Source organism: Blastopirellula marina DSM 3645, from assembly GCF_000153105.1.
In the GTDB taxonomy this organism is placed as follows: Bacteria; Planctomycetota; Planctomycetia; order Pirellulales; family Pirellulaceae; genus Blastopirellula; species Blastopirellula marina.
On sequence record NZ_CH672376.1, the window covers coordinates 2,946,961 to 2,971,286 of the forward strand.

The window sequence follows — 24,326 nt, forward strand, 5'->3', positions numbered from 1 at the left end:
CAGTCCACGAGGGATAAGCTTCGTGGTCGAGAAGGGAAACAACCCAGTACCGTCTGTTAAGGTCCCGAAGTAGACGCTCAGTCACTAAGGAGGTTGAATTACTGTGACAACCAGGATGTTGGCTTAGAAGCAGCCACCATTTAAAAAGTGCGTAACAGCTTACTGGTCGAGTAATTCTGCGCCGATAATGATCGGGAGTAAGCGTCTCACCGAAGCAGCGGACGAAAGTGGTAGGAGAGCGCCGATAGTCAGATACGAGCCGTACCGAAAGGAGCGGTGTTGGGGCTATCGGGTGATTATGCCGGAATGAGTAACGATTAAACAGGTGAGAATCCTGTTCGCCGAATACCTAAGGTTTCCTGGGGAAGGCAATTCCGCCCAGGGTTAGCCGGTGCCTTAGTCGAGGCCGAAAGGCGTAGACGATGGATAGCAGGTTAATATTCCTGCGCTAGAACGTTGGACCGATGGAGGGACGGCGTCCGAAAGGTGATCGGGCTGGTGGAACAGCCCGTGATTTGCAGCAAGATGGGGAGATTGGAAAATCCGCTCCCGGAATTCAAGCTGTCGATCTGACTCAAATTGAGGTAATCATCGGTAGGACGTCCAAGAAAAGCTTCTAAGGGATGAAGGCGTTTTAACCGTACTAAAACTGACACAGGTAGGTAGGTCGAGTAGACCAAGGCGCTCGGGAGAACAGTGGTTAAGGAACTCTGCAAAATGACCCCGTAAGTTCGCGATAAGGGGTGCCCCTGACGGTGCAAGCTGTTGGGGGCCACAGAAAATCGGCTCTGGCGACTGTTTATCAAAAACACAGGACCCTGCTAACTCGCAAGAGGATGTATAGGGTCTGACGCCTGCCCGGTGCCGGTAGGTTAAGGAAGAGGGTGCAAGCTCGCGACCGAAGCCCCGGTAAACGGCGGCCGTAACTATGACGGTCCTAAGGTAGCGAAGTTCCTTGTCGGGTAAGTTCCGACCTGCATGAAAGGCGTAACGACTGGAGCACTGTCTCAACCACTGACCCGGTGAAATTGTAGTTGTGGTGAAGATGCCACATACCCGCAGTTAGACGGAAAGACCCCGTGAACCTTTACTGTAGGCTGATATTGGTCTGAGATATGTTCTGTGTAGGATAGGTGGGAGGCTTTGATCTCGGCGCGCCAGCGTCGGAGGAGCCGTCCTTGAAATACCACCCTGAATATGTTTTAGCTCTAACCCTGAATATCCGTGAATCCGGACAGGGAACAGTGTCAGTTGGGCAGTTTGACTGGGGCGGTCTCCTCCCAAAGAGTAACGGAGGAGTGCAATGGTACCCTCAGCCTGGTTGGCCATCAGGCAAAGAGCGCAATGGTAAAAGGGTGCTTGACTGCGAGACTTATCGGTCGAGCAGGTACGAAAGTAGGTCATAGTGATCCGGTAGTCCCGTATGGAAGGGCTATCGCTCATCAGATAAAAGGTACTCCGGGGATAACAGGCTTATCGCATCCGAGCGTCCATAGCGGCGATGCGGTTTGGCACCTCGATGTCGGCTCATCACATCCTGGGGGTGAAGAAGCTCCCAAGGGTTCGGCTGTTCGCCGATTAAAGTGGTACGTGAGCTGGGTTCAGACCGTCGTGAGACAGGTCGGTCCCTATCTGCTGTGGGCGTACGAATTTTGAGGAGGTTCTTCTTTAGTACGAGAGGATTTGGAAGGACGACCCTCTGGTGTCCCAGTTGTCATGCCAGTGGCACGGCTGGATAGCTATGGTCGGAAAGGATAAACGCTGAAAGCATCTAAGCGTGAAGCCCGCTCCAAGATTAGAATTCGTAAGCACTTTAGTGCGAGAGTCCCCTGGAAGACGACCAGGTTGATAGGCTGGATGTGTAAGCACAGTAATGTGTTCAGCTAACCAGTACTAACGGACGAAAGCTTGACCACATATATTCAACGCTTTTCACTCGAGAAAAGCATTCTCTATACAAATACTTTGCCGCAGGTTCCAAGTTCAATCCGTTGAACGAGAACGAAGAAGCTTCAATGCTTCAGACCTGCGACAAATGGCCACTACGATGCGGACCGCTCAACACGGTCCGCCGTTTGCCATGAGTCATCAGGCTCGCGTCAGCCCTCACGTTGACGCAAGCCTTTTCCGGTGACCATATCGAAAAGGTCATACCTGTTCCCATTCCGAACACAGCCGTCAAGCTTTTCGAGCCGATGATAGTACCACAAGTGCGAAAGTAGGTATCGCCGGATTTTTTTACTACCCACAAAGCCCCAGCTCTAACCAGCTGGGGCTTTTTTTGTGCGCATTCGGCGTTGCTTGCGGATCAACGGAACGGAAATGGGCGTCATTGCCACGACCTTGCGTCGCAATGAATGCGGTATCCAATCCGTGAAGGGCGTGTCGGGGTATCTAGGTAGTCAAATTCTGATGGGCGGCGTAATCTTGAATGTCCATTTCGCGCACAATCGTCGCCACGCAAGGCCTTGGCGATGGCGATGGCGCCCGACGATGATGACGCCGTGTCCTTACCTCATTGAGCATCTTGCCTACGTCGGTTTGTGACGATTCTCGCGATGACGACGGGCTCTCGCTTAAAAGCTCGGTTCCACGCATGAAGACTGCTTACCTGCGACCTATGCTAGAGCAGAACCGCGCGTTAGATGCGGTGATTCTTTCTTCTGCCCTATTTTCGCCATGTCGCTACCGTTAGACGTTTTGGACTGTCCCATCTGCGGACAAGCCTTGATTCATCAAGACGATACGCTGGCCTGCGAATCGCCTACGTGTGGTCACGTCTATCCCACCTCGCGCGGCGTGCCGATTTTGATCAACGAAGCGAACAGCATCTTTGATATCAGCGGCTTTGAAGCGGATGAGGAAACCTTTTTTCGCTCCCATCATCCGCTGCATGAATGGATCAGCGAACATCTTCCCGATTTATCGTGCAATGTTTCGGCCAAGCGAAATCTTGCGACCCTGGCCGCGTTGCTGAAAGCCCGCAACCGACCAGTTCGCGTGCTAGTCATCGGCGGCGGAGTGGTTGGCGCCGGACTCGATCAATTGCTGGGCGATACGTCGATTGAAGTGATTGAAACCGACGCGTCTTGGGGTCCCAGAACGCAAATTATTTGCGACGCTCACAACCTGCCGTTTCGCGGCGACGCTTTTGACGCCGTTATCGTGCAAGCGGTGCTTGAGCATGTGCTGGATCCGCAATGCTGCGTAGAAGAAATTTATCGCGTGCTTCGCCGAGACGGCCTTGTTTACGCGGATACGCCGTTCATCCAACAAGTGCATGGGCGCCAGTTCGATTTCACCCGTTTTACGCGGCTCGGACATCGCCGCTTGTTTCGACATTTTGAAGAAGTCGAAAGCGGCGTGACTTGCGGGCCCGGCATGGCGCTGGCCTGGACGGCTCGCTATTTCATGATGAGCTTCTTCCAATCGAAGCAGCTTCGTTCGGCGGCGAGCCTGGCGGCGCGGTGCAGCCTGTTTTGGCTGAAATATTTCGATTACTACCTCGTTCGGCAGAAAGCGTCATTGGACGCGGCTTCGGCCTTCTTTTTCATCGGCCGAAAGAGCAAGTCGATTTTGAGCGATCGCGATTTGATCGCTGATTATCAGGGCGGATTTTAGAGAATTTTACTACTCGTGGAAATTCATCAGCAAAATCGCCAATAGTTCGAGCGGCAAGCCGACAACGTTCGACTGGCTGCCGTTGACCACTTCGATCCAGTCAATTCGATCCTGCAGGCCAAACGCGCCTGCCTTTCCTTCCCACAGACCGGTGTCGAGATACGATTCGATCTCTTCGTCGCGGAGCATTCTCATTCGCAAATGTGATTCGGCCGCATCGACCGCGACAAAGTCATCCGGCCGACGCCAGAGACAAATTGCGGTGACGACCGTATGTTCGCGACCACGCAGCGTTTGCAAGATTTCGCGAGCATGAGCACGGTCTCGCGGTTTTCCTAGCGGCAAACCGTCGCACTGGGCTAAAGTATCCGCGGCCAAAATGATTCCCTCGTCGGTGCGCAGCGCGACATTCGCCGCTTTTTCGCGAGCGAGTCGCAATACAGTTTCGCGCGGCGATTCGCCGGCCTGCGGCGGAGTTTCGGCGTCGGCATGCGGTAGACGCACCTGAAAATTAATCCCCGCGACAGTCAATAATTCGCGTCGCCGAGGAGAGCCGCTGGCCAAGATCAAGCTGGGATACATTCGCAGGTCTGGAACGAGAGGGCATGGGACGCGTAGAATCGAAGTTTTCGCGGGGACCGCTTTGCAATGACGATCATCCTATGAAGTACGCGACTCCGCTAGTTCTTTACGAAGATAATCATTTACTCGCGATCTCGAAACCTGCGTTGCTAGCGACGATGGGCGCCCAAGAGGGTGAGCCGAGCGCCGCCCAGTGGGCCAAGGATTATCTGAAACGAACCTACAACAAGCCGGGTAACGTCTACGTCGGCATCGTCAGTCGGATCGATGCGCATGTGACCGGGGTTCTGTTATTCGCGCGAACTTCCAAAGCGGCGTCGCGACTTTCTGAGCAATTTCGGGATCGTTCGACCGTCAAAGAGTACGCCGCACTCATTCCGGCCGGTCCCAAAATCCGCAATGGTGAGTTAGTCGACTGGATTCGCAAAGAAGATCGACTCCACCGCATGGTAATCGCCGCAGAAGGGACCGCCGACGCCGATCGGGCAGAAATGGAGATCCTTGAGCAACAGCGACGGCCAAATTGCCAGATGCTCCATTTACGTTTAATCACCGGGCGGAAACATCAGATTCGCCTGCAGCTGGCAAGTCGTGGAGCGCCAATCCTGGGAGACAAAAAATATGGGTCAACCGACCGCTATTCGCCGGGAATTGCGTTACATGCACATCGGCTTGTGTTTACGCATCCTACGCTCAAGACAATGGTTACGATCGAAGCGCCGCTGCCAGAGGCTTGGCGGCCCTACTTGTAACTTAGAAATGTTGCGAATCTGAAAAATCCTTAATTTCCATTTCTCGCCTCTTGAAGATTGGCGGAAGCGAGTAAAATCAACTCAACTACTTCTCTTTCTGGCAAGAATGCCGTGCCGACCGACTCTGCTAAATCATTTCGAGAAACCGCGTTAGTCAGTGGACTAATCTCTTCAGAACAAATTGAAGAGACGGTTCAGCGGCTGCACTCGGCTTCCATTCGTCGCACGGTTAGCGACGAAGATTTGGCCGCGGCGTTGGTCGACCGCAAAATTCTCACCCAGTACCAAGCCGACCAGCTGCGGAAAGGCCTGACCAAGCTGACCCTGGGCCCGTATGTCATCACCGACTGGATCGGCCAAGGCGGTATGGGCCAGGTGTTCAAGGCCGAACACAACTTCATGGGTCGTCAGGTCGCGATCAAGGTGTTGCCGCTGCAGCGCAGCACCCCCGAAGCGATCACTCGGTTCATGCGCGAAATACGCATGCAGGCCCAATTGGATCATCCCTGTCTGGTGCGAGCCTACGACGCCGGGCAAGACGGCAACGTTCACTACCTGGTGACCGAATATGTGCCGGGAACCGACTTACGTCGTCTGATCCGCGCCAAAAGACATTTGACGCAATACCATGCGGCGACGATCGTCTCGCATGCGGCTCGCGGACTTGAATACGCCCATTCGAAAGATCTCTGCCATCGCGACGTAAAGCCAGGCAACATTTTGGTGACGCCTGAAGGTCAGGCGAAAGTCTCTGACCTAGGTCTAGCCGACTTCATGAACGAAGCGAGCAGCGCCGGCGCGTCGGGCAAGATCGTCGGCACGATTGACTATCTAGCGCCGGAACAGATCCGCGATCCGCTGGATGTCTCGCCGTTGTGGGATATCTATTCGCTGGGTTGCACTTTTTATTACGCGCTGACCGGCAAGGTTCCGTTCCCCGGCGGATCGGTCCAAGATAAGGCCCGCCGTCATCGCGATGAACCGCCGCTTCATCCGCATCGATTCAATCCCGATATTGACCGAGATTTGGTCGACGTCATCGCGGAAATGATGGAGAAGAATCCGGAGAAGCGGATTCAGTCGGCAGGCGAAATTGTCGCGCGGCTCGAACCATGGGTCTCCGACACGCGGCAGTTTGAATTGAATCAGACGATGCAGCCTGCCTGGCAACCGCCTCCGCCGGTTTACGCCAACGGCGGGCATCTGAACGATACCGAGGCCGGCTCGAACGCCTACGAGGTCAGCACGGACGATAGTCCTAGCCATACGTCGCAGTCGACCGAACAATCGTTGTTCGCTTCGCAAGATACCCAGGCGATCCAATCGCCTAGTTCATCGCGACTTCTCTTTCAGCCACGACAGACGCGCCGCGAACGCCAACTGACGATCGCGTTGTTGGTTGGTTTGCCGTTGTCGGCCATCTTGGGCGCGATCGTCACCTACATCGCGCTAGCGGCGCGGTAGCAACTTTGGCGTTACGTGCCGAATGCATCCGAATCGGAATCCGGGGTCGGGCTCGGCGCCGGAACCGGAGTCGACGGCGAGCCGCCAAACGCGCCTTGCGAATCGCGGAGCTTGCGAACTTGTTCTGACAAATCGCGTTCGAGATTGCGATTGTAGTTCTTGCTGGCAAGTTGCTGCGCTTTGTCAAACAGTTGCGTGATCTGGGCGCTGACCCGCGGATCGGACGAATCCCCTTCCAGAAAGTCATTCTTCGCTTGACGAAACTGGTAGAGCAAGTCGTTGATCGTGGTCATCTCTTGCAGTTCCGCCAGCCACTTTTCGGCGCCATCGGGATCCTCTTCTTCCATGCGACGGCGAATCCGCTCTGCGATCAATTCGCGGCGAGCGACGATATCCAGCATTCGCCGCCGCCATCCCAACACGAAACCCTCCGCTTCGATCTGCCGCGAGTTATCACTCATCAGCGCGGTGACCTGGGGAGCGAGCCCCGGAACCAACGGCAAACGGGCCAACAAACTTCCGCCGCTACGGACGTAGAGCAACCGCAGCGGGTGCGCCGGATCGAGCGAAAGTTTGACGACTCCGTGCTCGTCGCTTTCGGCCAAACGCTCGCTTTCGCCCGACTTGGTGTCTTTGGCGTAAATCTCGTAGCCAGCCAGCGCGTCGCCCTGGCGACTCGCCAGATGTAGTTCGGTGTGGTCGTACGAAGGTTTAACGGCGATCGCAAGTCGCTGAACGCGAATACTTTTGCGCCCGGCCAGCGGACGACGAAATCCGGACAAAATTTTACAGCGTTTGAAATTCCATTGATCGTCCAGCACTTCTAACACGGTCCAATCAACCGGCTGCAATCCGTCGGGCTCCATTTCACCGATGCGATTCAGACGCCGCAGGGCCACAGTCATCGCCGAGCCCGGCAGTACGCTGGCCGGCGATTCGGCCGTGTCGGCCAAGCCTTGCGCTTTCATCGTGACCAGCGCTTCGTTTTCATCAATTCGTTCAATTTGACCGATTGGCTCAAACGATCGCCGCAGCAAATCGACGACGGCGCTGCTGACCAGATGCAAGTTGCTCACCTGATCACGATGAACGCCCCCCCATTGTTGCATACGAACATCAAATTGCCGCATCGCCAGTTCGATCTGCGATCCATGCGTTTGAATCGTCACCAGCGCGATTTTATCGAGCGTCTGACCCTGCGCGTCCCCGATGGGCGTCAACGTTTGCATCATGTCGGCCAGATTGTGAAATGCGTCCCAACGCAGATCGGCCGGGCAAGCGGCGACGTCGATCTCCCAGACCGCTTTCGCCGAGATCCAACTTCTTTCCAGAATTTGCTCCCGCAGTTGCTGCTGCGACGCTTCGTCTAGCAGACGCGGATCATCGGCGGCGATCCAAACTTCGATCCGATACGGATCGTACTCCCACGGCGCCGCTGACGCCGTATTGGTCATCAGCAACGCGAAACCGATCATGATGGCGGTCAGACAAGGTCGCATTAGTTTCCCTTCTGCGGAGTCAGGGAAACGGCGGTCCAACGCTCGACATCTTGAAATAGCGACATCGGCTGGCGCGAGACGCCGCCAAACTCGGCCGACCGGACAAAATGGTCGCGCATCTGCCACAACGGAATCACCGTCGTCTCATCATAGGCCAAGCGATGCACCGTCCAGAATCGCTCACGTACCTGAGTCCAGTTGGTCGCTTCGTTCAGTCGCCGCAGCGCCGCACGCAAATAGCGACTTTGTTTTTCTTCAGGGACGCACTGCTGAAACAGCAGCGGAACATCGACAAGCGATTCTTGCACGCTGGCTTCGACATACAGCAGATCGACGCCCACATCGGCGGCGCGAATCGCCTCGGAGGGGGTGACGACGATTTCCACTTCCAAACTGACGCGTTTCAAATACTTGGCGATCGCCGTGACCGCTTCGCGTGAGACTTCACTATCGGGATGGCCAATCTTTAAGGTTTTCGGCAACGGCGGCGCCTGGGAGCCATCGGCTTCGGCTTGTTGCTCCAGTTCTAGCAGCGCCAAGCGAAAGAGGGTCACGCTCATTTCGGGCTCGTACGGTCGCGAGTCGATCGAGTTGTCATATCCGTAACCGGCCGGATCATCCGCTTCGAGCCCTGCCGGAATCGGGGCGCTGATCACATGGCAACCGCGGATTTCGCGATCTCCCAACAGTCGGCCATTCAAGATTGCACTGCGATTGATCGCGTAGAGCAAACCGCGCCGAAACGTCGCCGATTGCATATAGGGGTTGTCATAGTTGGGAGCGAGAAAATGGACCGACGGCATTCGGTAGTAGTCGACGACCAGCGAATTATCGGCTTTGGCGTCATCCACTAAGGTAGGAAACAATCGATCCATGATATCGATTTGTCCCGCACGAAGCGCCGAAAGCGCGCGGCTCGAAAAGGGATAGGGTTGCAGTTCGATCGCGTGCGGTTGAATGGGAGTTCGCAGCGAGTAGTCTGGATTGACCACCAAGCGTCGCAAACCGCCGCTGGTATTGTCGATATACGGAATCGCTTCCGGCAGTTCGGCGCCGATCTCGATGCGAGCCAGCGCCTCGGGACGCACGTGCGGCGATTCCAATTGAACGCGCAGTTCGCGACCATTTTCGAACTCGACGTATTTCATGCACTCTTGCAACATGCCAAGTCGCGGAGAAGCGGCAGGCTGCGTCAACAGTTGGGTCGAACAGGGATAGGCTTCGGTCGGGTTGCGAAATAACAGACTGAACTCCACGCCGCCGGCGGAACGACCCAACGTGCCAAAAGGCGATACATATTGGCCGCCATCGGCGCCAAAAGCAATCATCTCGGTCAGGCAACGATGCAGTAGACGGCGATCGCGCGTCGCGGCGAACGTTAAACTAGTCGTGTCAGCCGCAACGCCGGGAGAGGTGACGCCGACACGAATGAAAGGAAACCGTTTGGCGATGTCCGCCGACAATTGAGCGCCGCCGCTGACATCGGAGTAGATCAACCGCATTCGCTTGGCGGCGATAAACGCGGCGTTTAAATCGCCGGCAGTTAGCAAACGCTGCGCTTCGTCACGTTTCTCCGCCGCTTCCGCTTCTAAATAGGTCTTCCATTTCGTCACCGCCGCAAGATTGCCAAACCGTTTTTGCGAAAGTCGCGTCAGCAGGTCGCGCGCCGCCGAGAAATCCTGTTCCGCTACATAAATTCCGAGTAGTTTGTCAGCCGCGGCGCTGATCGCGGTGTCCAGATTATCGACCGGGGGACGATACGACTTCGCTTCTTCCAAAAATCCCAACGCTTCCGAGTAGTTTTCGTTGCGAAACGAAACCTTGGCGTTTTCATACAAATAGCTGGAAAGCGCCGCCGATAACCCATCGTATTGCGGGTTGTCGGTGATCAGTCGGTCGAAATAGTCGTACGCCGCGTCGAGCTTGCCTTGCTTGGTCAGACGTTCCGCTTCGTTGAGCAAGAGCTGAGGAAATTTCAGGTACGAAGTGACAAATTTGCGTTTGACCTCCAACGTACGGCCATCGTCCGTGACCATTCGAACGAGCTCCGTTTCCTTCATCGTGTCCCAAAACTTCCCCCTGGGGAGAACCAGCGGACGAATGCTGATGACATACGTATCCCCTTTGTCGCGCAGCACGATCTGGTCAAACGGAACATCGTCCGGCTGGGCGATTCGCACTTCCTGCGCAGCCAGCGATGATGTCAGCAGGCAAAAACTGCTGAGCATGATCGTGCGTATTGTCGAAGCTGGTCGATTCACGAGATCCGTTACTTCCAATCCAAGACATGAACGACGCCGCCGTACCCGTTGATCCATAATTTGCCGTCATGCAGAGCGACGCCGCCGGTCAGCGGCTCATCCAGTTGAATCGTCTTGGCGACTTCGCCGGACGTCGCATCGATTTGCAAAACTCGTCCATCTGCACAAGTGACGATGATGCGATCGTCAGCGTAAATCGGCTCGCCGACCAACACCGACGTCTCGGTCGGTACGCGCCAATGCTCTTGCTGATCGGCGCCATACGCGATCAAGACTCCTTGCGACGTTTGCACGATCGCTCGATCTCCTACGGCGAACGGCCCCGCGATGATACGGGCCTCGATCGGTACTTTTTGCACCGACTGCAGATCGGGAAGTGAAACAAAGACGAGCTGATCGGTCGTGTCGCCAATCTGTTTGGCGAGCAAGGTTGGGCCCATCACGGCCATGATCGGTCCCAATTTGCCATCGATAACGCACTCGGCGACGCTGGCCAATTGCGGCGTCGTGGGATCATCCGCTTGCAAGCGGTAGAGCGTTTGCCGACCGTCAAAGACGATCGCGGCCTGACCATCGGCCACCGGCTCGTTCCAATCCAGATTTTCGCCGAGCGCCAACCGAGGTTGAAACGGCAGAGCGGCCGCGGCGCCGGTCGCAGGATCTAGATAGAAGACCTGACCTTGCGAACTGGGGGCGACCACGCCGACTCCAGCAAGGACGGCGCCGGAGGTAATGCTGTCGCTGGGAACCTCCAGCGTGAGTTGTTTGAGCAGACTGCCGCTGCGCGCCGCGTCAAAATAAACCGCTCTGTTTTCTGGCGGCGCCGACAAAAACAGGCGACGCTTATCCGCGACAAATACCTGTCGATCGAGCCGAGGAGGGCTGACGTAGTTGGCTGAATCCGAGGGTGCGTCGGCGACGCCTGATTGCACGGCGGTGCTGGTGATCTCGAACAAGTCGCCACGCGAGGTCATCACCAGCGGCGGCTGCTGTGGCGCCATCGCAAACGCCGGCCCAGTCAGCGGCGCGGCCAGCGTCGTCAGCCAACGCTGCTTGGCGCCGCTCTCGTTCAAGTCGGCGGCCGTCACGATCACGCCGCCCCCTTGCGCGGGTCGACGCACATGAATCAGCAGATCGCCGTCAATGCGGAGCGAGACGAAATTGTCACGATCAAACTCAACGACGCGCGGCACAATCGATTGTTGCGAAAGCTGCAGCGCGTAGCGCGACAGCCGATTGTCGCCGACCCAAAGATAGCCGTTCTCTAGCGCGATCAGCGAGTAGAGTCGGTCTCCGCGTTCCGTTTTGGTTTGCGCCAACAGACGCACCGGATTCTCTTTGGTCATTCCCCCTTCAAACACAAACAGGGCGCCGCGGTCGTTGGCCGCTGCGACGCGTGACTGAAACGTGAGCGCCGGCGCCAAGACAAGCCCCGGCAAACGGGTCGGCGGCTGCAATTGTTCGAGCGATTTCTCTTTGTTCCCCAACACATGCAGCAGCGAAAAGTCGGAGCCGGCATTCTCGAACAAACAAAGATGCCCCAGCTCCGACATCACCGGAGGCGAGACGATCGCACCTGCTTCATGCCCCAGGAAAATCGCTTGCTCGCAGGTCAAGCTTTTCGCGTCCAAGACATACAGAGTCGAGTGCAACCCGACGACCATCACGCGCTGCGGCATTTTGCTGACTACCGCGGCGACGGCGATTTGCTGCGGTAGTTGGACGCTTTGCGTTTGATCGCCTGACTTCTGATTGAGACGGAGCAGTTTTCCCTGCTTGGTGACGACCAGAAAATCATCCCCCAACGCGAGAAGTTGCACCACCTCTTCCGTCAACGGGAATCGCCATGCGAGTTCGCCGGTCAGTGCGTTAAGTTTGACCAGCTCTTGCCGCAAACTGCTGGCCGCAATCACCGCCGATTGATCGCTGGTCATCAGCGGTTCGACCTGATTGGAAAAACCGAGAAAACGTCGCCAGAGCGGGCTGCCGGCGCGACGATCCAATCCGTAAATGGCCCCATCCAGCACGACGGTCACCGCTTCTTTGGCCGGCTGCGGCGAGACGCTGCTCGTGCGCGCGGCGATCATCACGGTCCGAGCCTGACCTAAGGGATGATCTTGCCGAGTCGCAGGCACGTTCTCTGCAGAAACGATCACTCGCGCTTCGAGCGCCGTGACCGCATTGCGAACCGCGTCTTGCAGTCGAGGGTCGTCGCTCAAGCTGGGATAGACTCGCAGCAGCGTCTGACGACGGCGATAGACCGCTTCAAAGTCGTCGCTTTGTGCGGCGGTTTGAATATCGGTCACGGCCGCGGCCAGTTCTTCGTCGCGTGAAATGCCGCGTTCGACGCGGTGAATGTCAGCGACGATTCCATCGATACGCGTTTGCTGGCCGCTGCGCAGCGAAGTGGGAAGATAGTTACTGTCATCAACTAGCGTCATCGCTTCTTGCGCCCTGGCGACCAGTTCGCGTCGCTTGGCGGTCGCATCCTCGGCGATGGCCGCTTGCGCCAGGCCGTTGGCGACATCCGGCAGCAGCGAAGCCAACTCGGGCCGGGCCAGCGCAAATTCAGGCTCGTCTTTCAGCTCGTTCAGGATTTCGGTCGTTCGCGTCAGCGCTTGTTCGTAATTATTGGTCCCTTCGATCGCTAGACGCAGATTTGCCAAACCGCGTCGCACACGTGCGGTCGGGGCTTGCGAGTGGGTCGGGAATGACGAGAGGAACTTGTCGTACTTGGAGACCGCCTGAGCGTATTTGCGGCCCTCGTAGTCGGTTTCGGCCAATTGAAACACCGAATCGCCGCTGTCCCATGACAACCAAGCGAACAGCAATCCGCCGGCGAGCACCAACAGGACGAGCCCGGCGCCGCCAAAGAGGAGCAGGGGAGAATCCCAGCGATTTTTCCGCTGCGCCTTTTTGACGTACTTCTTCCGTTTACCGGACGCCGCGTCCCCGATCGGCGCCAGATCATCTTGATCCGACAGGACGTCATCGCCGATCACGTCATCAAACGCTGAACTGCCATCCTCGTCGAGCGGAACCAGATCGCCTTCTCCCAGGTCCATGATCTCTTCTTCGACCGGAGTCGAACTGAGCCATTTCTCCTGGGCGCGACGGCGCCCGCTGCTGACGCTTTGCGTGCGCTGAGACTTACCGCTTTGCGCTTCGGCAAGCACGCGCTTCGCCTGGTACTTGGTCAGGTGGCCGCGCTGCAAAAGGCTGTTAACGATCTGCTCTGGCGTAACATCCCGATCCATTTGCGCCAGTTGCCGACGTAGCGCGGCGATCTGGTTTTCAGCCAGATACTCGTACATTTCAAGCAGATCGAGAAATTCGGGGATGTTCATCATAAGCGGAAAACGTTTCGTTCAGCGGACTAGCGGTTGGCGGCGATCAGGAAGGTTACTCTTCCTCGGTCGTCAACAGTTTCACTTGATTCATCCCGACGGTATTGCCGGCATCGAGCGCGGCGACCACTTTCTCGTGCGCTGCGTTGACATGCGCGTTGACCAGCAACGTGCCTGGCGGAGAAGCCGGATTGGAATTACGGGCCTCTTGAATTTTCACCAACAACTCTTGACGACTGGGAGCTTCGCGTTCGTCGTTCCAAGCGGCGCAAGTGACAAAAAAGGTGTTGTAAGAATCGATGCGAACGACCACGTAGTCGGGATCGTCCATCAGCTCGTCCATCGTGCGGGCCTGAGAACTAGGCGAATCATTACGGGGCGCCGGCGTCTCCAGCGTTTTCTGCAAACTGAACGACGCCGTCACCATAAAGAAGATCAGCAGCAGGAACGTCACGTCGACCATCGGCGTAAGATCCATTTCATCTTCTTGAATCGCGTGGCTGTCACGAAAGCGGACAGGCGTTTCGTCAGCGATCGCGTCTTCTTCAGCGCGCTTCCGTTTCCCTTTCGACTCGACCTCGTCTCGCGGCCTCGAGCGGGTCTTGGCCGGGGCCGGCACTTCCAAGCGGGTCGCACAGTTGGCGCATTTGATCTCGGCGCCGATCATGTCCATGCTCGCCGAAAGGACGTCTCCGCAAGCGGAGCAACGAAATCGAAACAGGTGTTCGCTCATGCTCCATCCTTCACGCCGATATAGGCCTTCGAGACCTCGGCGCCTTCGATGTTGGCCGCCGCGCGCATCACGCGAACGACATCTCCGGCATGCACGTTCTTCTCTGCTTTGACCAAGATCGATCGAGCCGGGCGCGACTGCATTTCGCGGTCGACGTAGGCCATGATTTCATCCTCTTGCGCATCCAAACTGTCTGAGGTGCGCGTCGCATCCGCGGGGCCATCTCCCAGATAGACGACCGCAGCGCCGTCGGGACCAGCGGCTGTTATGGTCAACACCACGGTTTCGGTGGCCGAGATGCTGATCCCTTGTTTGGCGTCGGGCAAGTTTCGGACCGAATCGGAATCGAGACGCGAAGCGACCAGAAAAAAGATCAACAGCAAGAACGTAATGTCAATCATCGGCGTGATATCGAGATCGGCCTCGTCCTTTTTCGCTTGAGGACGCCGAAACGAGATCGCTTCTGGCTCCACCGGCGATGCGTCCCCTGGCGATTTGCCGTGACTTGCGTTGATCATGCTTCCGATTCCCGGTTCATTCGTTCACGCAACGCGCCCAGAAACCGAGTCACCCCCACGCCGACCAGATCTTCCATCTTGCGAATCCGAACGTTAATGCTGGCGGTGCAAAACACCAATGGAATAGCGATCGCCAAGCCGGCGGCGGTGGTGATCAACGCCAAGCTGATGTCTTCGGCCATTTGCGTGGCGATGTCGGCGCCGCCGCTTTCGCCGGCGGCCAACTTGCCAAATGCGCCCATCATACCGGTCACCGTCCCTAACAGCCCTACCATCGGAGCGCCTTTGATGACCGTATAGACCCAGCTAAGTCGGTACTCAAGATCCGAGAGGACGTCACGTTGAAACCGATCGAGCATCATCTGTTTGATTTGAGCGTAGCTGTTGTCACGCATGTGCATCGCTAACAACGCCAACTGCGGAACAGCACGCGAATCGTCTTCGCACAGTTCTTCGGCGGCCGAATAGTTGCCGCGTAAAAGGGGCTCTTCGACCGCGTCTAAAAATGCGTCCTGGTCCGCTTCGCTACGAAAGCGCTTTTCCGCAACGCGCATCCAAACCACGATGACGCAAAACGCGCCCCAAAGCGCAATCAAACCAAGTGCGCCGTAAATAATGTAACCAAAGATGGTTGTGAGGCCGCTAATATCCATCGAGTTGTCAAAACCTTGTGGAAAGTTGGGATAGCGAAGGCGAACAAGTCGCCGCTTCACCGGTTACCGAGCGTTGCGATATTCCTGTCGAATCACGTAAAACTCGAACTCATTGCCTTTGGTCCGCACGCCAAAATAGGTGCGGCGAATCTCTCCGATCTTGCGATCTTTGGCGTACTGCTTCTCCAGAAACGCCAGCATATTTTCTGTCTCAGGATCGTAAAACTGCATCACGACCGGCCCCGGCGTGATCCCGGCCGAGCTTAGCAATTCGCGATCCGCTTCTTTGAAAGAGCCATCGCGCCAAGTCATGTAGAGTCGTTCTTCTTTGGCGGTCGATCCCTCCGAACTTTGCGGATTGGTCGCCAACGCCGATGCGTACCGAACTTGGTCGCCGCCGGCGAGCGTGCCGAGCTGAATCTTGAAAAAATCAAGCTGCCGTGCATAGGTTTTCAAATCCGAAGACTCGAATTGAATTTCCCACCGCTCGAATCGCGGAATGACATCTTCACCATCACCCGGCGGGCCAAGAGGGCGACTATCGCCTAGTCCGCCGCCTGCACCGTTGGGGTTCAATTGACCTTCGAGCGACTCCAGCGCCGCGGATTGCGAAGTAACGACTTCGGTAACCGCTTCCAGCGACATTTCTAGTTGCGGCTCCAACACTTCGTCCAATTCATCCAGCCCTGGTGCTTCTAGATCTCGGGCAATTCCGGCGGCGTTGTCGCCACGCCCGGAGATTTCCTCCAGAATGATCGGCACCGCTGTTTGCGTCGGATAGGTGCGAGTCGTCAGGAAGATCAAAAACAAGATTAAGACCGCCAAGCCGACCAGCACCAACAGCGCCACCAGCATGCTGGCGACGCGATCATACGACGAAACCTTCATCGGCGGCGTCGCTTGCGGCGGCCGTGAAGAAGCGGAAGAAGTTGCAGTCGAAGAGCCGGCCATTCAGTCGAGGAACTCAGCGTCGGGACGGACGGAGCGATACCATTGTTTCCATTGGTTCGCGTAAAGGGATCGTTGCGTTACATCTGCTCCGCGCGGCATCCCGAAGCCGTTGAACTTGCGTGTGATAAATCGGAGAGCGTCACGCGATTCTATCGCGACGCGACCATCGGGGTCGGTCAGTGCGTAAATCAAAACGGGGATACTCTCGAAGTCTTTCGATTGCCGTACCGCTCGAATCGCTAACAATCGCGCGCCAAACGAACCGTCGCGAATTTTACGACGCAGCTGCACGATCTGTTCCGATCGTCCCCGCTCGTCTTCGCTGAGTTCAAACTTCACGTCCTGGTGCAAAAAGCGCTCCAGCTCGGCGTCATCAGCTTCGATCATCGAAAGAAATTTATCGGACTCCAGCAGTTCCGATTTGTTAATGACCTGGCCATTTTTGATGGTCGCGTCTTCCACCACTTTCGGCAGCCCGCGTCCGCCGACGAGTCGTCCTTCGTCAAAGACGCGGCTCCGCTTTTTGATGGACTGCGCGGTGCTGCGTTTCAGAAACAAGATGGCGAACGCCGTCGCGACGATCGGCTCTTCGTTTTTCCCGCGCCAACTGCCGGAATCGGATTGAGTCGACCGGAGATGGTTGACGCCGGCGTCGTACCAAGGGGGTTGAGGATCTTTCTTGCCCAGATCTAATTCGCGAAAACTCTCGTAACGCTCCAGCGCGTAGAGATAGTAGAAGTCCCATTGAGACGGCGAGATGGTGAAAGTCGCGGCGAGATTGCTTCGTCCCGCATTTTTTGAAGCGGTGACCCGGCCGGCGTCGACCGCTTTGGTCAAAATCTTCGCCCGCTCCACCGCGTCCGGCGTTTTTACTTCCCGGACAAAGCCCGGCAGGCTGGGACTCTTTTCTTCAACGTCCTGCTTACGGCGTTCGGTGATGTTGAGCAGATCGCTTCCCATGTAAAGACTGCCCAGTGCGGCGCAAACCATCGTCGGTCGCATATCGGACTGCGGAACGCGCTGAAAGTTCCCCGGTCCAGGATCGACTCCTTGGTAGCCCCAGCCGCCGGAAGGATCTTGACAACGCAGGATCCAATTGCAGAGTCGCTCCACCGTCGGGATCGGCACTTCAAAACCGCTGCGCTGCGACAACCACAATCCCAGCGCGCCATATTGCGTCATCGAATTATCGCCGGTATTGCGTCCTGCATATCCCCATCCGCCGCCGGGCTTTTGGGTTTCGAGAAAATACTGCAGCAGGTTTTGAATCGGCTCGCGGTTCGCCTCTGGGTCGAGTTCACACAACAAAATCAGCGACATGCCAACGTCATAGGCGTTGTCGTGAACATTCGAGGGCGTTGTTTTCCCCAAGTTTCTAGCCGCGTTAACGCCGCCTTGAACGCGTGGGTGACTTTCCTCTTCACCCGCTTTTAGCAATGCGAGGGCGATTAAAGCTTGGCCCCCCGCGCGACTGTGGGCTGCATACGACTTGAGAAAACCGGCCCCCTTTTGAACCATCGCTTCGACTTCGGGACTCTCTGGCGAATAGGCGCAGAGGACCGTCGGAAAGAGCGCCAATAAAAGGACGCCCCACCATCGATGGTTCAAAAAACTACGTCGTCCGTCGCTGCGCATGGCCTAACGCATCTGGAAAGGAAAACGCGAACCCTGTTACGCATCGACAGGTCGATACGTACGGCGCAGGATTCTTTGTTGTCAAGCGAATGTTCCGTGAGAAGAGGTTCTGGTCAAACTAGAAGTTCCGCCGCAAACTGTCAAGCAATCGGTGACGAACTTCATACGACGTAAGTCACGACAGGGACTTTACCTGGGACGTCTGGCGCCCCAATTGACAAGGCGTCGCGACTGTCCTAGATTTGGTCTTTCGTCGCCTGGTCAGGTAGCTCAGTTGGTAGAGCATCGGACTGAAAATCCGAGTGTCGCCGGTTCGATTCCGGCCCTGACCACTTTTCAGAAACGCCGTAAGTCCTTTTCACAAAAGACTTTCGGCGTTTCTTTTTTGTCCAGCTGCAATTTTGCGCCGCTCTCAACGCCGCTGATGCGTTGTTTTCTCGAGAAAACGGCGATTTGCGGCTGTCCGGGGGGCCAGTTCTCGGCAGCTTTCGCTTCGCGGCGGCGCCGGCGTATTGCGGTCTTGCTCGGAAGAATGTCCAAAATATCTTTGGCGTTTCCGCTACTTGGAAAAGCCTAGGCGACACGCTCCTTCTTTAGCATGCGCCCTTTTCATTTCAGGCTTTCGATCGCCCATGAACGCCATTGAATTTATCGAACGAACGTTTGCCGAACGGAGTGACCGGCGCCTCCAGGCGAAGAGGTGAAGGAGCAGCGACATGCGCTGCAATCGGCCTATTTCGCCGGCGGCGAACGAGAGCCGTTCTGATGACAGACGACTACACCGCGACGATGGGACGATCTCGAGAGAGAGCCTGAGATGGAAACGTCGCTGGTATCGTACTTTCTCGCGAAGTTTCCACCGACTGAGCGCATTCCAGACATCCGCCGATCGAAGGCGGCCAAGCTCAAGAAACGGCGTAAGGCCGCATGATACGAGGGGTGCGGGCTGCTGCGCCCCTCGCATCTTGCGGCCTTACGCGATCGCCGTGCGGCGATAAAACGCTGGTGATTAAACCATGTCTTTCAGATTTTTCAGAGCGCGGATCTTGACTTTGACCGACGCCGGCTTGGCCGGAACGTCCATCAATTCGCCCGGCTTGAAAGGGTTCGGAACACCCTTCTTAGCGGGACGAGCAGGAACCTTCTTCTTTTCGATTTTGATCAAACCGGGAAGCGAGATGGCGCCAGCGCCAGTCTTGCCAAGCGATTTCTTCACTTGGTTTTGGAGCGAGTCCAGGACGATCGACACGTCCTTTTTGGCAATGCCGGTCTCTTCCGCGATGTTGTTCAGCAGTTCGGTCTTCGTCAGCGGCTTTTTAACAGTGGTGGCCGCAACGGCTTTTTTCGCCATTTTTTCCCTCCTTGCGAGGCTGTGCAGTGTGGAATGATTTGTCCGTCCGTTGAGCGGAACGCGTTGATTAAAAGATTTCAGTCGAGTTTTTCAAGCCTGACAGCGCTCGATAAGGCCCAAAAAGGCCGAAAAACCGGGAAATAACGCCATTTCGGCACATTTAGACCCTCTTTTTTCCGTCCCAAACGTCCGTCGTCCCCGCCGGACGGTCGGCGGCGCGGCGTGCCAAACGTCTCGTTCAGGGTCGAACTTCGTACGATTCAATTGGTCATTTTCGCCCAATTGTCGTAAATTGAGGAAGTGAGTTCTTTTCCAAACGTTGGAGTCGCCGCGCGTGAAATTTCGCAACCTCCCCTCTCTCCCCATTTCCGGCGAGCCGTTTCGCATCGGCCGCCTAGCGGCCATCGGATTGATCGCCGCCGTGACCGCTTGGGTATCGATTCCGCCCCATTCGGCTTGGGGACAGGCAGAAACCAACGAGGACGCCGTCTTTTTGGCGCCTCCGCGTGAAATTCGGTTGCAAACCGAACGAGCCCGCGAAGCGATCGCCGAAAAGAAGTGGACCGCCGCGGCGGAAGAACTGGGGATGCTGCTGAACGATCCGGAATTGGAAGACTTCTTCCTGCCGGGCCAAGCTGCAGGCCCAGTCGACATGAGCATCAAAAAAGAAGCGCGGGAGCTGCTCAACTCGCTTCCAAAAGAGGGGCAAGAGGCTTTTGAGCTGCTCTACGGCGCCGACGCCAAGGCGATGCTCAAGCAGGCGATCAGCTCGCGCGACGCCAGCATGCTGGCCGAAATCTCGCGTCGCTACGCGCATACCGACGCCGGCTATCAAGCGACGATCTTGCTGGCCCGCACCCAATTGGATCAGGGAATGCCGATGTCGGCCGTCTTGGCCCTGTTGCCGCTGCAGAGCAGCCGGCGGGCGATGCAGAAGTACGAACCAGAAATTTCGCTGCTGATCGGGATCGGCTACTTCGCCGCCGGTGAAGAAGAGCATGCCGTCGAGACGCTCGAAACGCTGCGTTTGAAACAGAAGAGCCAAAACTTCAACGTCCCTGCTTCTCTGAAAGAACTGTTCACCGAAACAGCCGACCCGCGGCTGTGGCTGGCAATGCAGTTCCAGGACCAGTCGAACCCCAGCTCGAAGATCCCGCAATCGTGGACCGTCTTCGGCGGCGACGCGGCCCGCAATGCGCCGACCCGCGGCAGTGCGCCGCTCCGAAATTTGAACTGGCACGTGCGGATGGCGCGCAGCAGCAATGACGAAGAACAAGCCGACGACACATCGCAGGGCTTTATCGAAAACGGAGTCGCCGCTTTGCCGGCGGCTCAGCCTTTGGTGGTGCGTGACCAGGTTTTGGTCCGCACTCCCTGGCATCTGCTGGGAGTCGATTTGACGACCGGCAAAGTGAAATGGAACTATCCCTGGGACGCATCGGACGTCAATCGGGCCGATTCGCGTTTTAGCGCCATGTCCAACGATCCCGGCTCCAACTACTTGGATCAAATCAAAAAACGGACCTGGCTAGATGGCTGCTATGGCCAGATTTCTTCGGATGGTGAACGCGTCTTCATCATCGAAGAAGCGACGCCTGCGGAAACGAAAAGAAACGGCCCCGCGATCGCCTTCTTTAACGTGGCCCGCGCCCCATCGCCCAATCGCCTGCGTTGCTTCGGCTTGCGTGGAGAAGGGGAGACGCTCTGGATCGCCGGAAGCGAGATGAGCGACGAACCTGCGTTGGCCGAAGCGCAGTTCCTAGGCGTTCCGTTGCCGGTCGACGGTTCGCTTTACACGATTGCGGAGGTCAACGGCGAGATTCGTTTGCTCGTCTTTAACGCGGCCGACGGTTCGCTCCTGTGGTCACAACAATTGGCGCAACTCGATGGACTTTGGATGTCGGTCAACGAGCCGGCTCATCGACTGTTCGGCGCATCTCCTTCCTACTCAGACGGCGTGCTGATCTGTCCTACGAACATCGGCGTCGTCGCGGCGATTGACGTTCGGCAACGTTCACTGCTGTGGGGCTATCAATACCAAACGCTCGAGCGTCGCCCGCGTCAAGGTTTCATCCAGCAACGACGAACGCAGGAAGCTCGCCCCGGTTATGGAGACCGCTGGGCCGACGGCAAAGTGGTCGTCGCCGGAAATCGGGTCTTTTTAACGCCTCCCGAGACCGACGAAATCTTCTGTCTCGATCGGATGACGGGCAAACTGCTGTGGCAAAAACCACGGGAAGATGGCGTCTATCTGGCCGCCGTATCCGGCGACATAGCGCTCATTGTCGGCGCTAATGCGATCTACGGCTTGAAGGTCGACTCTGGCGACCCCGCTTGGGAAAGCCAGACGATTCCGGACGGCGGACTGCCGAGCGGGCGTGGTTTTCTCAGCGGCGATTTTTACTATCTCCCTTCGACGCAGGAAGAGATTGTCCGCATCAACATTCGGACCGGCAAACCTGAAAAATCGATTCCAACCGAAGGGACGCTGGGCAATTTGGTCTGCCATGGCCGTTACGTCATCTCGCAAGGGGTGAACTTTGTCGCATCATTCAAGCAGATCGACGCGCTGCGCGAAGAAGTGCGCGTGCGTCTGGCGAAGAATCCCCAAGACGCCGAAGCGTTGCGCAACCAAGGCGAACTCCTCGTTCACGACGGGAAAATCCAAGAGGCCTTAGCGACGCTGCATCGATCGCTCGAGCTGGTCGATTCGCCCGAAACGCAACAAGCGTACGTTTCGACCGCGCTCGAAGCGCTGCGCGAAGATTTCGCCGGCAATCGTGAAACCGCGACCAAGCTGGAGGCGATTGTCGAAAGCATGGACGATCGGCTTGAACTGGTCCGAGTGACCGCGATCGGTCTAAACCAGGCCGGCGAACATCAAGCCGCGTTCGACGCTTACAGCCGCTACGTCGATTTGCTGGACCAGATCCTCGATCTCGGCAAGTCGGAACGTCCGCTGCAAAACATCGGCCCAAATTTGCGTGTGCAACGTGACCGCTGGATCGGCGGCCAGTTGGCGCAGCTGTTAACCGCCGTCGATCCGGCGGTGGCCGTCTCGATGAACGAGTCGATCGCCCAGCGCTGGTCCGACCTGCAACAGCACGCGAAAAGCGACGCGTACGCCAATAAGCTCCGCCGTTTCACGCGCCGCTTTGGCGCGTTTGGCTTGGCGCGAGCGGCCGAGCTAGAATTGGCCAGCGTCGCGATGGCCGCTGGAAATGAATTGACGGCCGAAACCATTTGGCAGCAACTCGCCTTTTGCGATGATCCCGCGATCGCCGCCCAAGCGACCGCCGAACTCGCGAGCCTTCTGACGGCGCGCGGACATACGGCCGACGCTTCGATCGTCTATCGCCATCTGGCCGATCGGTTCCGCAACGAGAAACTCGCCAGCGGACAATCAGGCCGCCAATTGGCGATGGAGCAAGCCGTCAAGGTCGCAAACCCTTACTGGAACTATGGCGCCGTGACTTTGCAGCGCCGCAACGAAGACCTGGCCGCCGCCGTTCGTTTGCTGCACCCGGTTCGGATCGACGAACGATTTGGATTTGATATTCCGCGCGAGTCGCTCAAACTCGACAACGAAGAACGCCACATTGTCGTGGTCGACGAGTACGGGAATCAGCGAATCCATCTGCCGTTCACCATGCTGAACGAAGCCCAACTTTACAATTCGCAGACGGCCCAAATCCATGCCGATCGACTCGGCCATCTGGTCGTCGTTTCGTTTGGCAACGAAGTCCATGCGTTTGATACGCTAGATCGCTCGGACGAGGATGATGTTCGCGAACGAGCCCTCTGGCAAGAGAATCTTTCGCCCGAAGGAAGCACGTCGCGCAGCCGCCCCAAAGTCAACGTTGTCGAAGTCAATGACAATCCGTTTGGCGACTACTTATACGATGGACATGACTCGCTCAACGAACGGCCGATCGGCTATTTCAGCTCGTTGCGGTACGATTCGCTCTGCTTCCAGCGCGGCAACAAGCTGATCTGCGTCGATCCTCTGACCGGGGACTCGAACTGGGAACGGGACAACGTTCCGCCGGGCTGTTTCTTGGTCTCCGATGATTCGGTGCTGGCCGCCATTCCGCCGCGCAAAGACAATAACGCCTCCGAAACCGAAGCGTTGCTGTTTGATCTGCGCAGCGGGGTTCCGATCGGAACCGTCAAATCACCGGTGCGAGAAATGATCTGGGCGACGGCAGGAACGAACTACCTGACCTGGGAAAAGGGCGCCAAACTAGAAGCGGTCGCTCGTAACTTGCTGACCGGCGAAGAGCTGTGGCGCTATGAAGCCGAGCCAGGCTCACGCGGCCGCGTGTTTGGCGCGCAAGTCGCCATTCTCGAACCAAGTGGCCAGTTTCATGTCTTTGAGCTGAGCAGCGGCAAAACGTTCATCGATGAGAAACTGCACGCCGAGCCGGAACTTGGCCAGCGGGACTCGCAAATCAAAATCGTGGAAGGCGCCGATGACTTCCAACTGATCGCAACGACCAGTCGCAAGGAAAGCCGTTTCACCTCGAAAAGCATTCCCTACAACTCGAAAGAGCCTGCAGGCCCCGTTTCGCGCGTCTACAGTTTCTCGCGCACCGGGGGCGAACTGTTATGGCGAACGCCGGAGCCGATTCGTGATTTTCACCTGATCGAAGCCGAGCAGTCGCCGCGATTGCCGGTGTTGGCGTTCGCGTCACGGCAAAATCGGATCGACAAGAAGGCGCACGAGGCGATCGTACTGCTGGTCGACCGCCGCGATGGACGCATCTTGCTGCGAGATGGACAATCGGAACATACCGCGACCTACCAACTGTTTGGCGACCCCGAGAACCAAACCTTGCGCGTTCTATTGACCAAAATGTCGTTCGCGCTCAACTTTACCGCCGCGCCAGCGCCGCCGGCGCCCAGCGGTTCTTCCCTTCCTAACACGACTTATCCCCCAGCAGAGTAGCCACGTCGGCT

The 24,326-nt window shown here is 57.0% G+C and carries 14 protein-coding genes, 1 tRNA gene, 1 rRNA gene and 3 other annotated features; of the genes, 6 read left to right on the top strand and 10 right to left on the bottom strand.

What is annotated here, in order from left to right:
* Window positions 1-49: 49 nt before the first annotated feature.
* Window positions 50-221: a sequence feature (23S ribosomal RNA rRNA prediction is too short), on the top strand.
* An 85-nt stretch (window positions 222-306) separates the two neighbouring features.
* Window positions 307-1,030 (top strand) — a sequence feature (23S ribosomal RNA rRNA prediction is too short).
* 1 nt (window position 1,031) lies between these two features.
* Window positions 1,032-1,904, top strand: a sequence feature (23S ribosomal RNA rRNA prediction is too short).
* Between the two features lie 222 nt (window positions 1,905-2,126).
* Window positions 2,127-2,234: ribosomal RNA gene (rrf, locus tag DSM3645_RS13910) — 5S ribosomal RNA — on the top strand.
* Window positions 2,235-2,679: 445 nt separating this feature from the next.
* Complete coding sequence (locus DSM3645_RS13915; RefSeq protein ID WP_002652843.1) at window positions 2,680-3,621, top strand: methyltransferase domain-containing protein; 942 nt, start codon at window positions 2,680-2,682, stop codon at window positions 3,619-3,621.
* A 9-nt stretch (window positions 3,622-3,630) separates the two neighbouring features.
* Here DSM3645_RS13915 and DSM3645_RS13920 read toward each other — a convergent pair whose 3' ends face one another.
* Window positions 3,631-4,203, bottom strand: a complete 573-nt coding sequence (locus DSM3645_RS13920) for a Maf family protein (RefSeq protein ID WP_002652844.1) — start codon at window positions 4,201-4,203, stop codon at window positions 3,631-3,633.
* Window positions 4,204-4,283: 80 nt separating this feature from the next.
* Here DSM3645_RS13920 and DSM3645_RS13925 point away from each other — a divergent pair, with 80 nt between their 5' ends.
* Together DSM3645_RS13925 and DSM3645_RS13930 are read left to right on the top strand one after the other, a co-directional pair.
* A complete protein-coding gene (locus DSM3645_RS13925; protein ID WP_040352559.1) occupies window positions 4,284-4,955 on the top strand; it encodes an RluA family pseudouridine synthase in 672 nt (223 codons plus the stop codon).
* Between the two features lie 111 nt (window positions 4,956-5,066).
* Window positions 5,067-6,419, top strand: a complete 1,353-nt coding sequence (locus DSM3645_RS13930) for a serine/threonine-protein kinase (protein ID WP_002652846.1) — start codon at window positions 5,067-5,069, stop codon at window positions 6,417-6,419.
* A gap of 11 nt (window positions 6,420-6,430) precedes the next feature.
* On the opposite strand, the gene DSM3645_RS13935 is transcribed toward DSM3645_RS13930, so the two are convergent.
* Genes DSM3645_RS13935 through DSM3645_RS13970 form a run of 8 tightly spaced genes read right to left on the bottom strand, consistent with a single transcriptional unit; the run spans window position 6,431 to window position 17,989 of the window.
* Window positions 6,431-7,918, bottom strand: coding sequence for a hypothetical protein (locus DSM3645_RS13935; protein ID WP_002652847.1), 1,488 nt, complete (start codon window positions 7,916-7,918; stop codon window positions 6,431-6,433).
* Window positions 7,918-10,179 carry an ABC transporter substrate-binding protein gene (locus DSM3645_RS13940; RefSeq protein WP_161603340.1) on the bottom strand — a complete coding sequence of 754 codons (2,262 nt, stop codon included), beginning with the start codon at window positions 10,177-10,179 and terminating at the stop codon, window positions 7,918-7,920. The genes DSM3645_RS13935 and DSM3645_RS13940 overlap by 1 nt, the downstream gene beginning before the upstream one ends.
* Window positions 10,180-10,187: 8 nt before the next feature.
* Window positions 10,188-13,526, bottom strand: coding sequence for an outer membrane protein assembly factor BamB family protein (locus tag DSM3645_RS13945; RefSeq protein ID WP_237564816.1), 3,339 nt, complete (start codon window positions 13,524-13,526; stop codon window positions 10,188-10,190).
* 55 nt (window positions 13,527-13,581) lie between these two features.
* Complete coding sequence (locus DSM3645_RS28290) at window positions 13,582-14,259, bottom strand: ExbD/TolR family protein (RefSeq protein WP_050769381.1); 678 nt, start codon at window positions 14,257-14,259, stop codon at window positions 13,582-13,584.
* Window positions 14,256-14,777: an ExbD/TolR family protein gene (locus tag DSM3645_RS28295; protein ID WP_002652851.1), complete on the bottom strand. Its 522-nt coding sequence runs from the start codon at window positions 14,775-14,777 to the stop codon at window positions 14,256-14,258. Before DSM3645_RS28295 ends, DSM3645_RS28290 begins: the two co-directional genes overlap by 4 nt.
* Window positions 14,774-15,490, bottom strand: a complete 717-nt coding sequence (locus DSM3645_RS13960; RefSeq protein ID WP_002652852.1) for a MotA/TolQ/ExbB proton channel family protein — start codon at window positions 15,488-15,490, stop codon at window positions 14,774-14,776. The genes DSM3645_RS28295 and DSM3645_RS13960 overlap by 4 nt, the downstream gene beginning before the upstream one ends.
* A 3-nt stretch (window positions 15,491-15,493) precedes the next feature.
* A complete protein-coding gene (locus tag DSM3645_RS13965; protein ID WP_002652853.1) occupies window positions 15,494-16,381 on the bottom strand; it encodes a hypothetical protein in 888 nt (295 codons plus the stop codon).
* Window positions 16,382-17,989, bottom strand: coding sequence for a prenyltransferase/squalene oxidase repeat-containing protein (locus DSM3645_RS13970; protein ID WP_161603341.1), 1,608 nt, complete (start codon window positions 17,987-17,989; stop codon window positions 16,382-16,384).
* A 286-nt stretch (window positions 17,990-18,275) separates the two neighbouring features.
* Between DSM3645_RS13970 and DSM3645_RS13975 the strand changes: the two genes are divergently transcribed.
* A tRNA-Phe gene (locus DSM3645_RS13975) sits at window positions 18,276-18,348 on the top strand.
* A gap of 677 nt (window positions 18,349-19,025) precedes the next feature.
* Here DSM3645_RS13975 and DSM3645_RS13985 read toward each other — a convergent pair.
* Window positions 19,026-19,367, bottom strand: a complete 342-nt coding sequence (locus tag DSM3645_RS13985; RefSeq protein WP_002652856.1) for an HU family DNA-binding protein — start codon at window positions 19,365-19,367, stop codon at window positions 19,026-19,028.
* A gap of 334 nt (window positions 19,368-19,701) precedes the next feature.
* Here DSM3645_RS13985 and DSM3645_RS13990 point away from each other — a divergent pair, with 334 nt between their 5' ends.
* Window positions 19,702-24,315 carry an outer membrane protein assembly factor BamB family protein gene (locus tag DSM3645_RS13990; protein ID WP_040351843.1) on the top strand — a complete coding sequence of 1,538 codons (4,614 nt, stop codon included), beginning with the start codon at window positions 19,702-19,704 and terminating at the stop codon, window positions 24,313-24,315.
* Window positions 24,316-24,326: the final 11 nt, after the last annotated feature.

Coding starts and splice junctions, on each gene's coding strand:
- DSM3645_RS13985 (WP_002652856.1), bottom strand. CDS start 19,367: ATGGCGAAAAAAGCCGTTGCGGCCACCACTGTTAAAAAGCCGCTGACG.
- DSM3645_RS13965 (WP_002652853.1), bottom strand. CDS start 16,381: ATGGCCGGCTCTTCGACTGCAACTTCTTCCGCTTCTTCACGGCCGCCG.
- DSM3645_RS13925 (WP_040352559.1), top strand. CDS start 4,284: ATGAAGTACGCGACTCCGCTAGTTCTTTACGAAGATAATCATTTACTC.
- DSM3645_RS13935 (WP_002652847.1), bottom strand. CDS start 7,918: ATGCGACCTTGTCTGACCGCCATCATGATCGGTTTCGCGTTGCTGATG.
- DSM3645_RS13915 (WP_002652843.1), top strand. CDS start 2,680: ATGTCGCTACCGTTAGACGTTTTGGACTGTCCCATCTGCGGACAAGCC.
- DSM3645_RS28290 (WP_050769381.1), bottom strand. CDS start 14,259: ATGAGCGAACACCTGTTTCGATTTCGTTGCTCCGCTTGCGGAGACGTC.
- DSM3645_RS13945 (WP_237564816.1), bottom strand. CDS start 13,526: ATGAACATCCCCGAATTTCTCGATCTGCTTGAAATGTACGAGTATCTG.
- DSM3645_RS13920 (WP_002652844.1), bottom strand. CDS start 4,203: ATGTATCCCAGCTTGATCTTGGCCAGCGGCTCTCCTCGGCGACGCGAA.
- DSM3645_RS28295 (WP_002652851.1), bottom strand. CDS start 14,777: ATGATCAACGCAAGTCACGGCAAATCGCCAGGGGACGCATCGCCGGTG.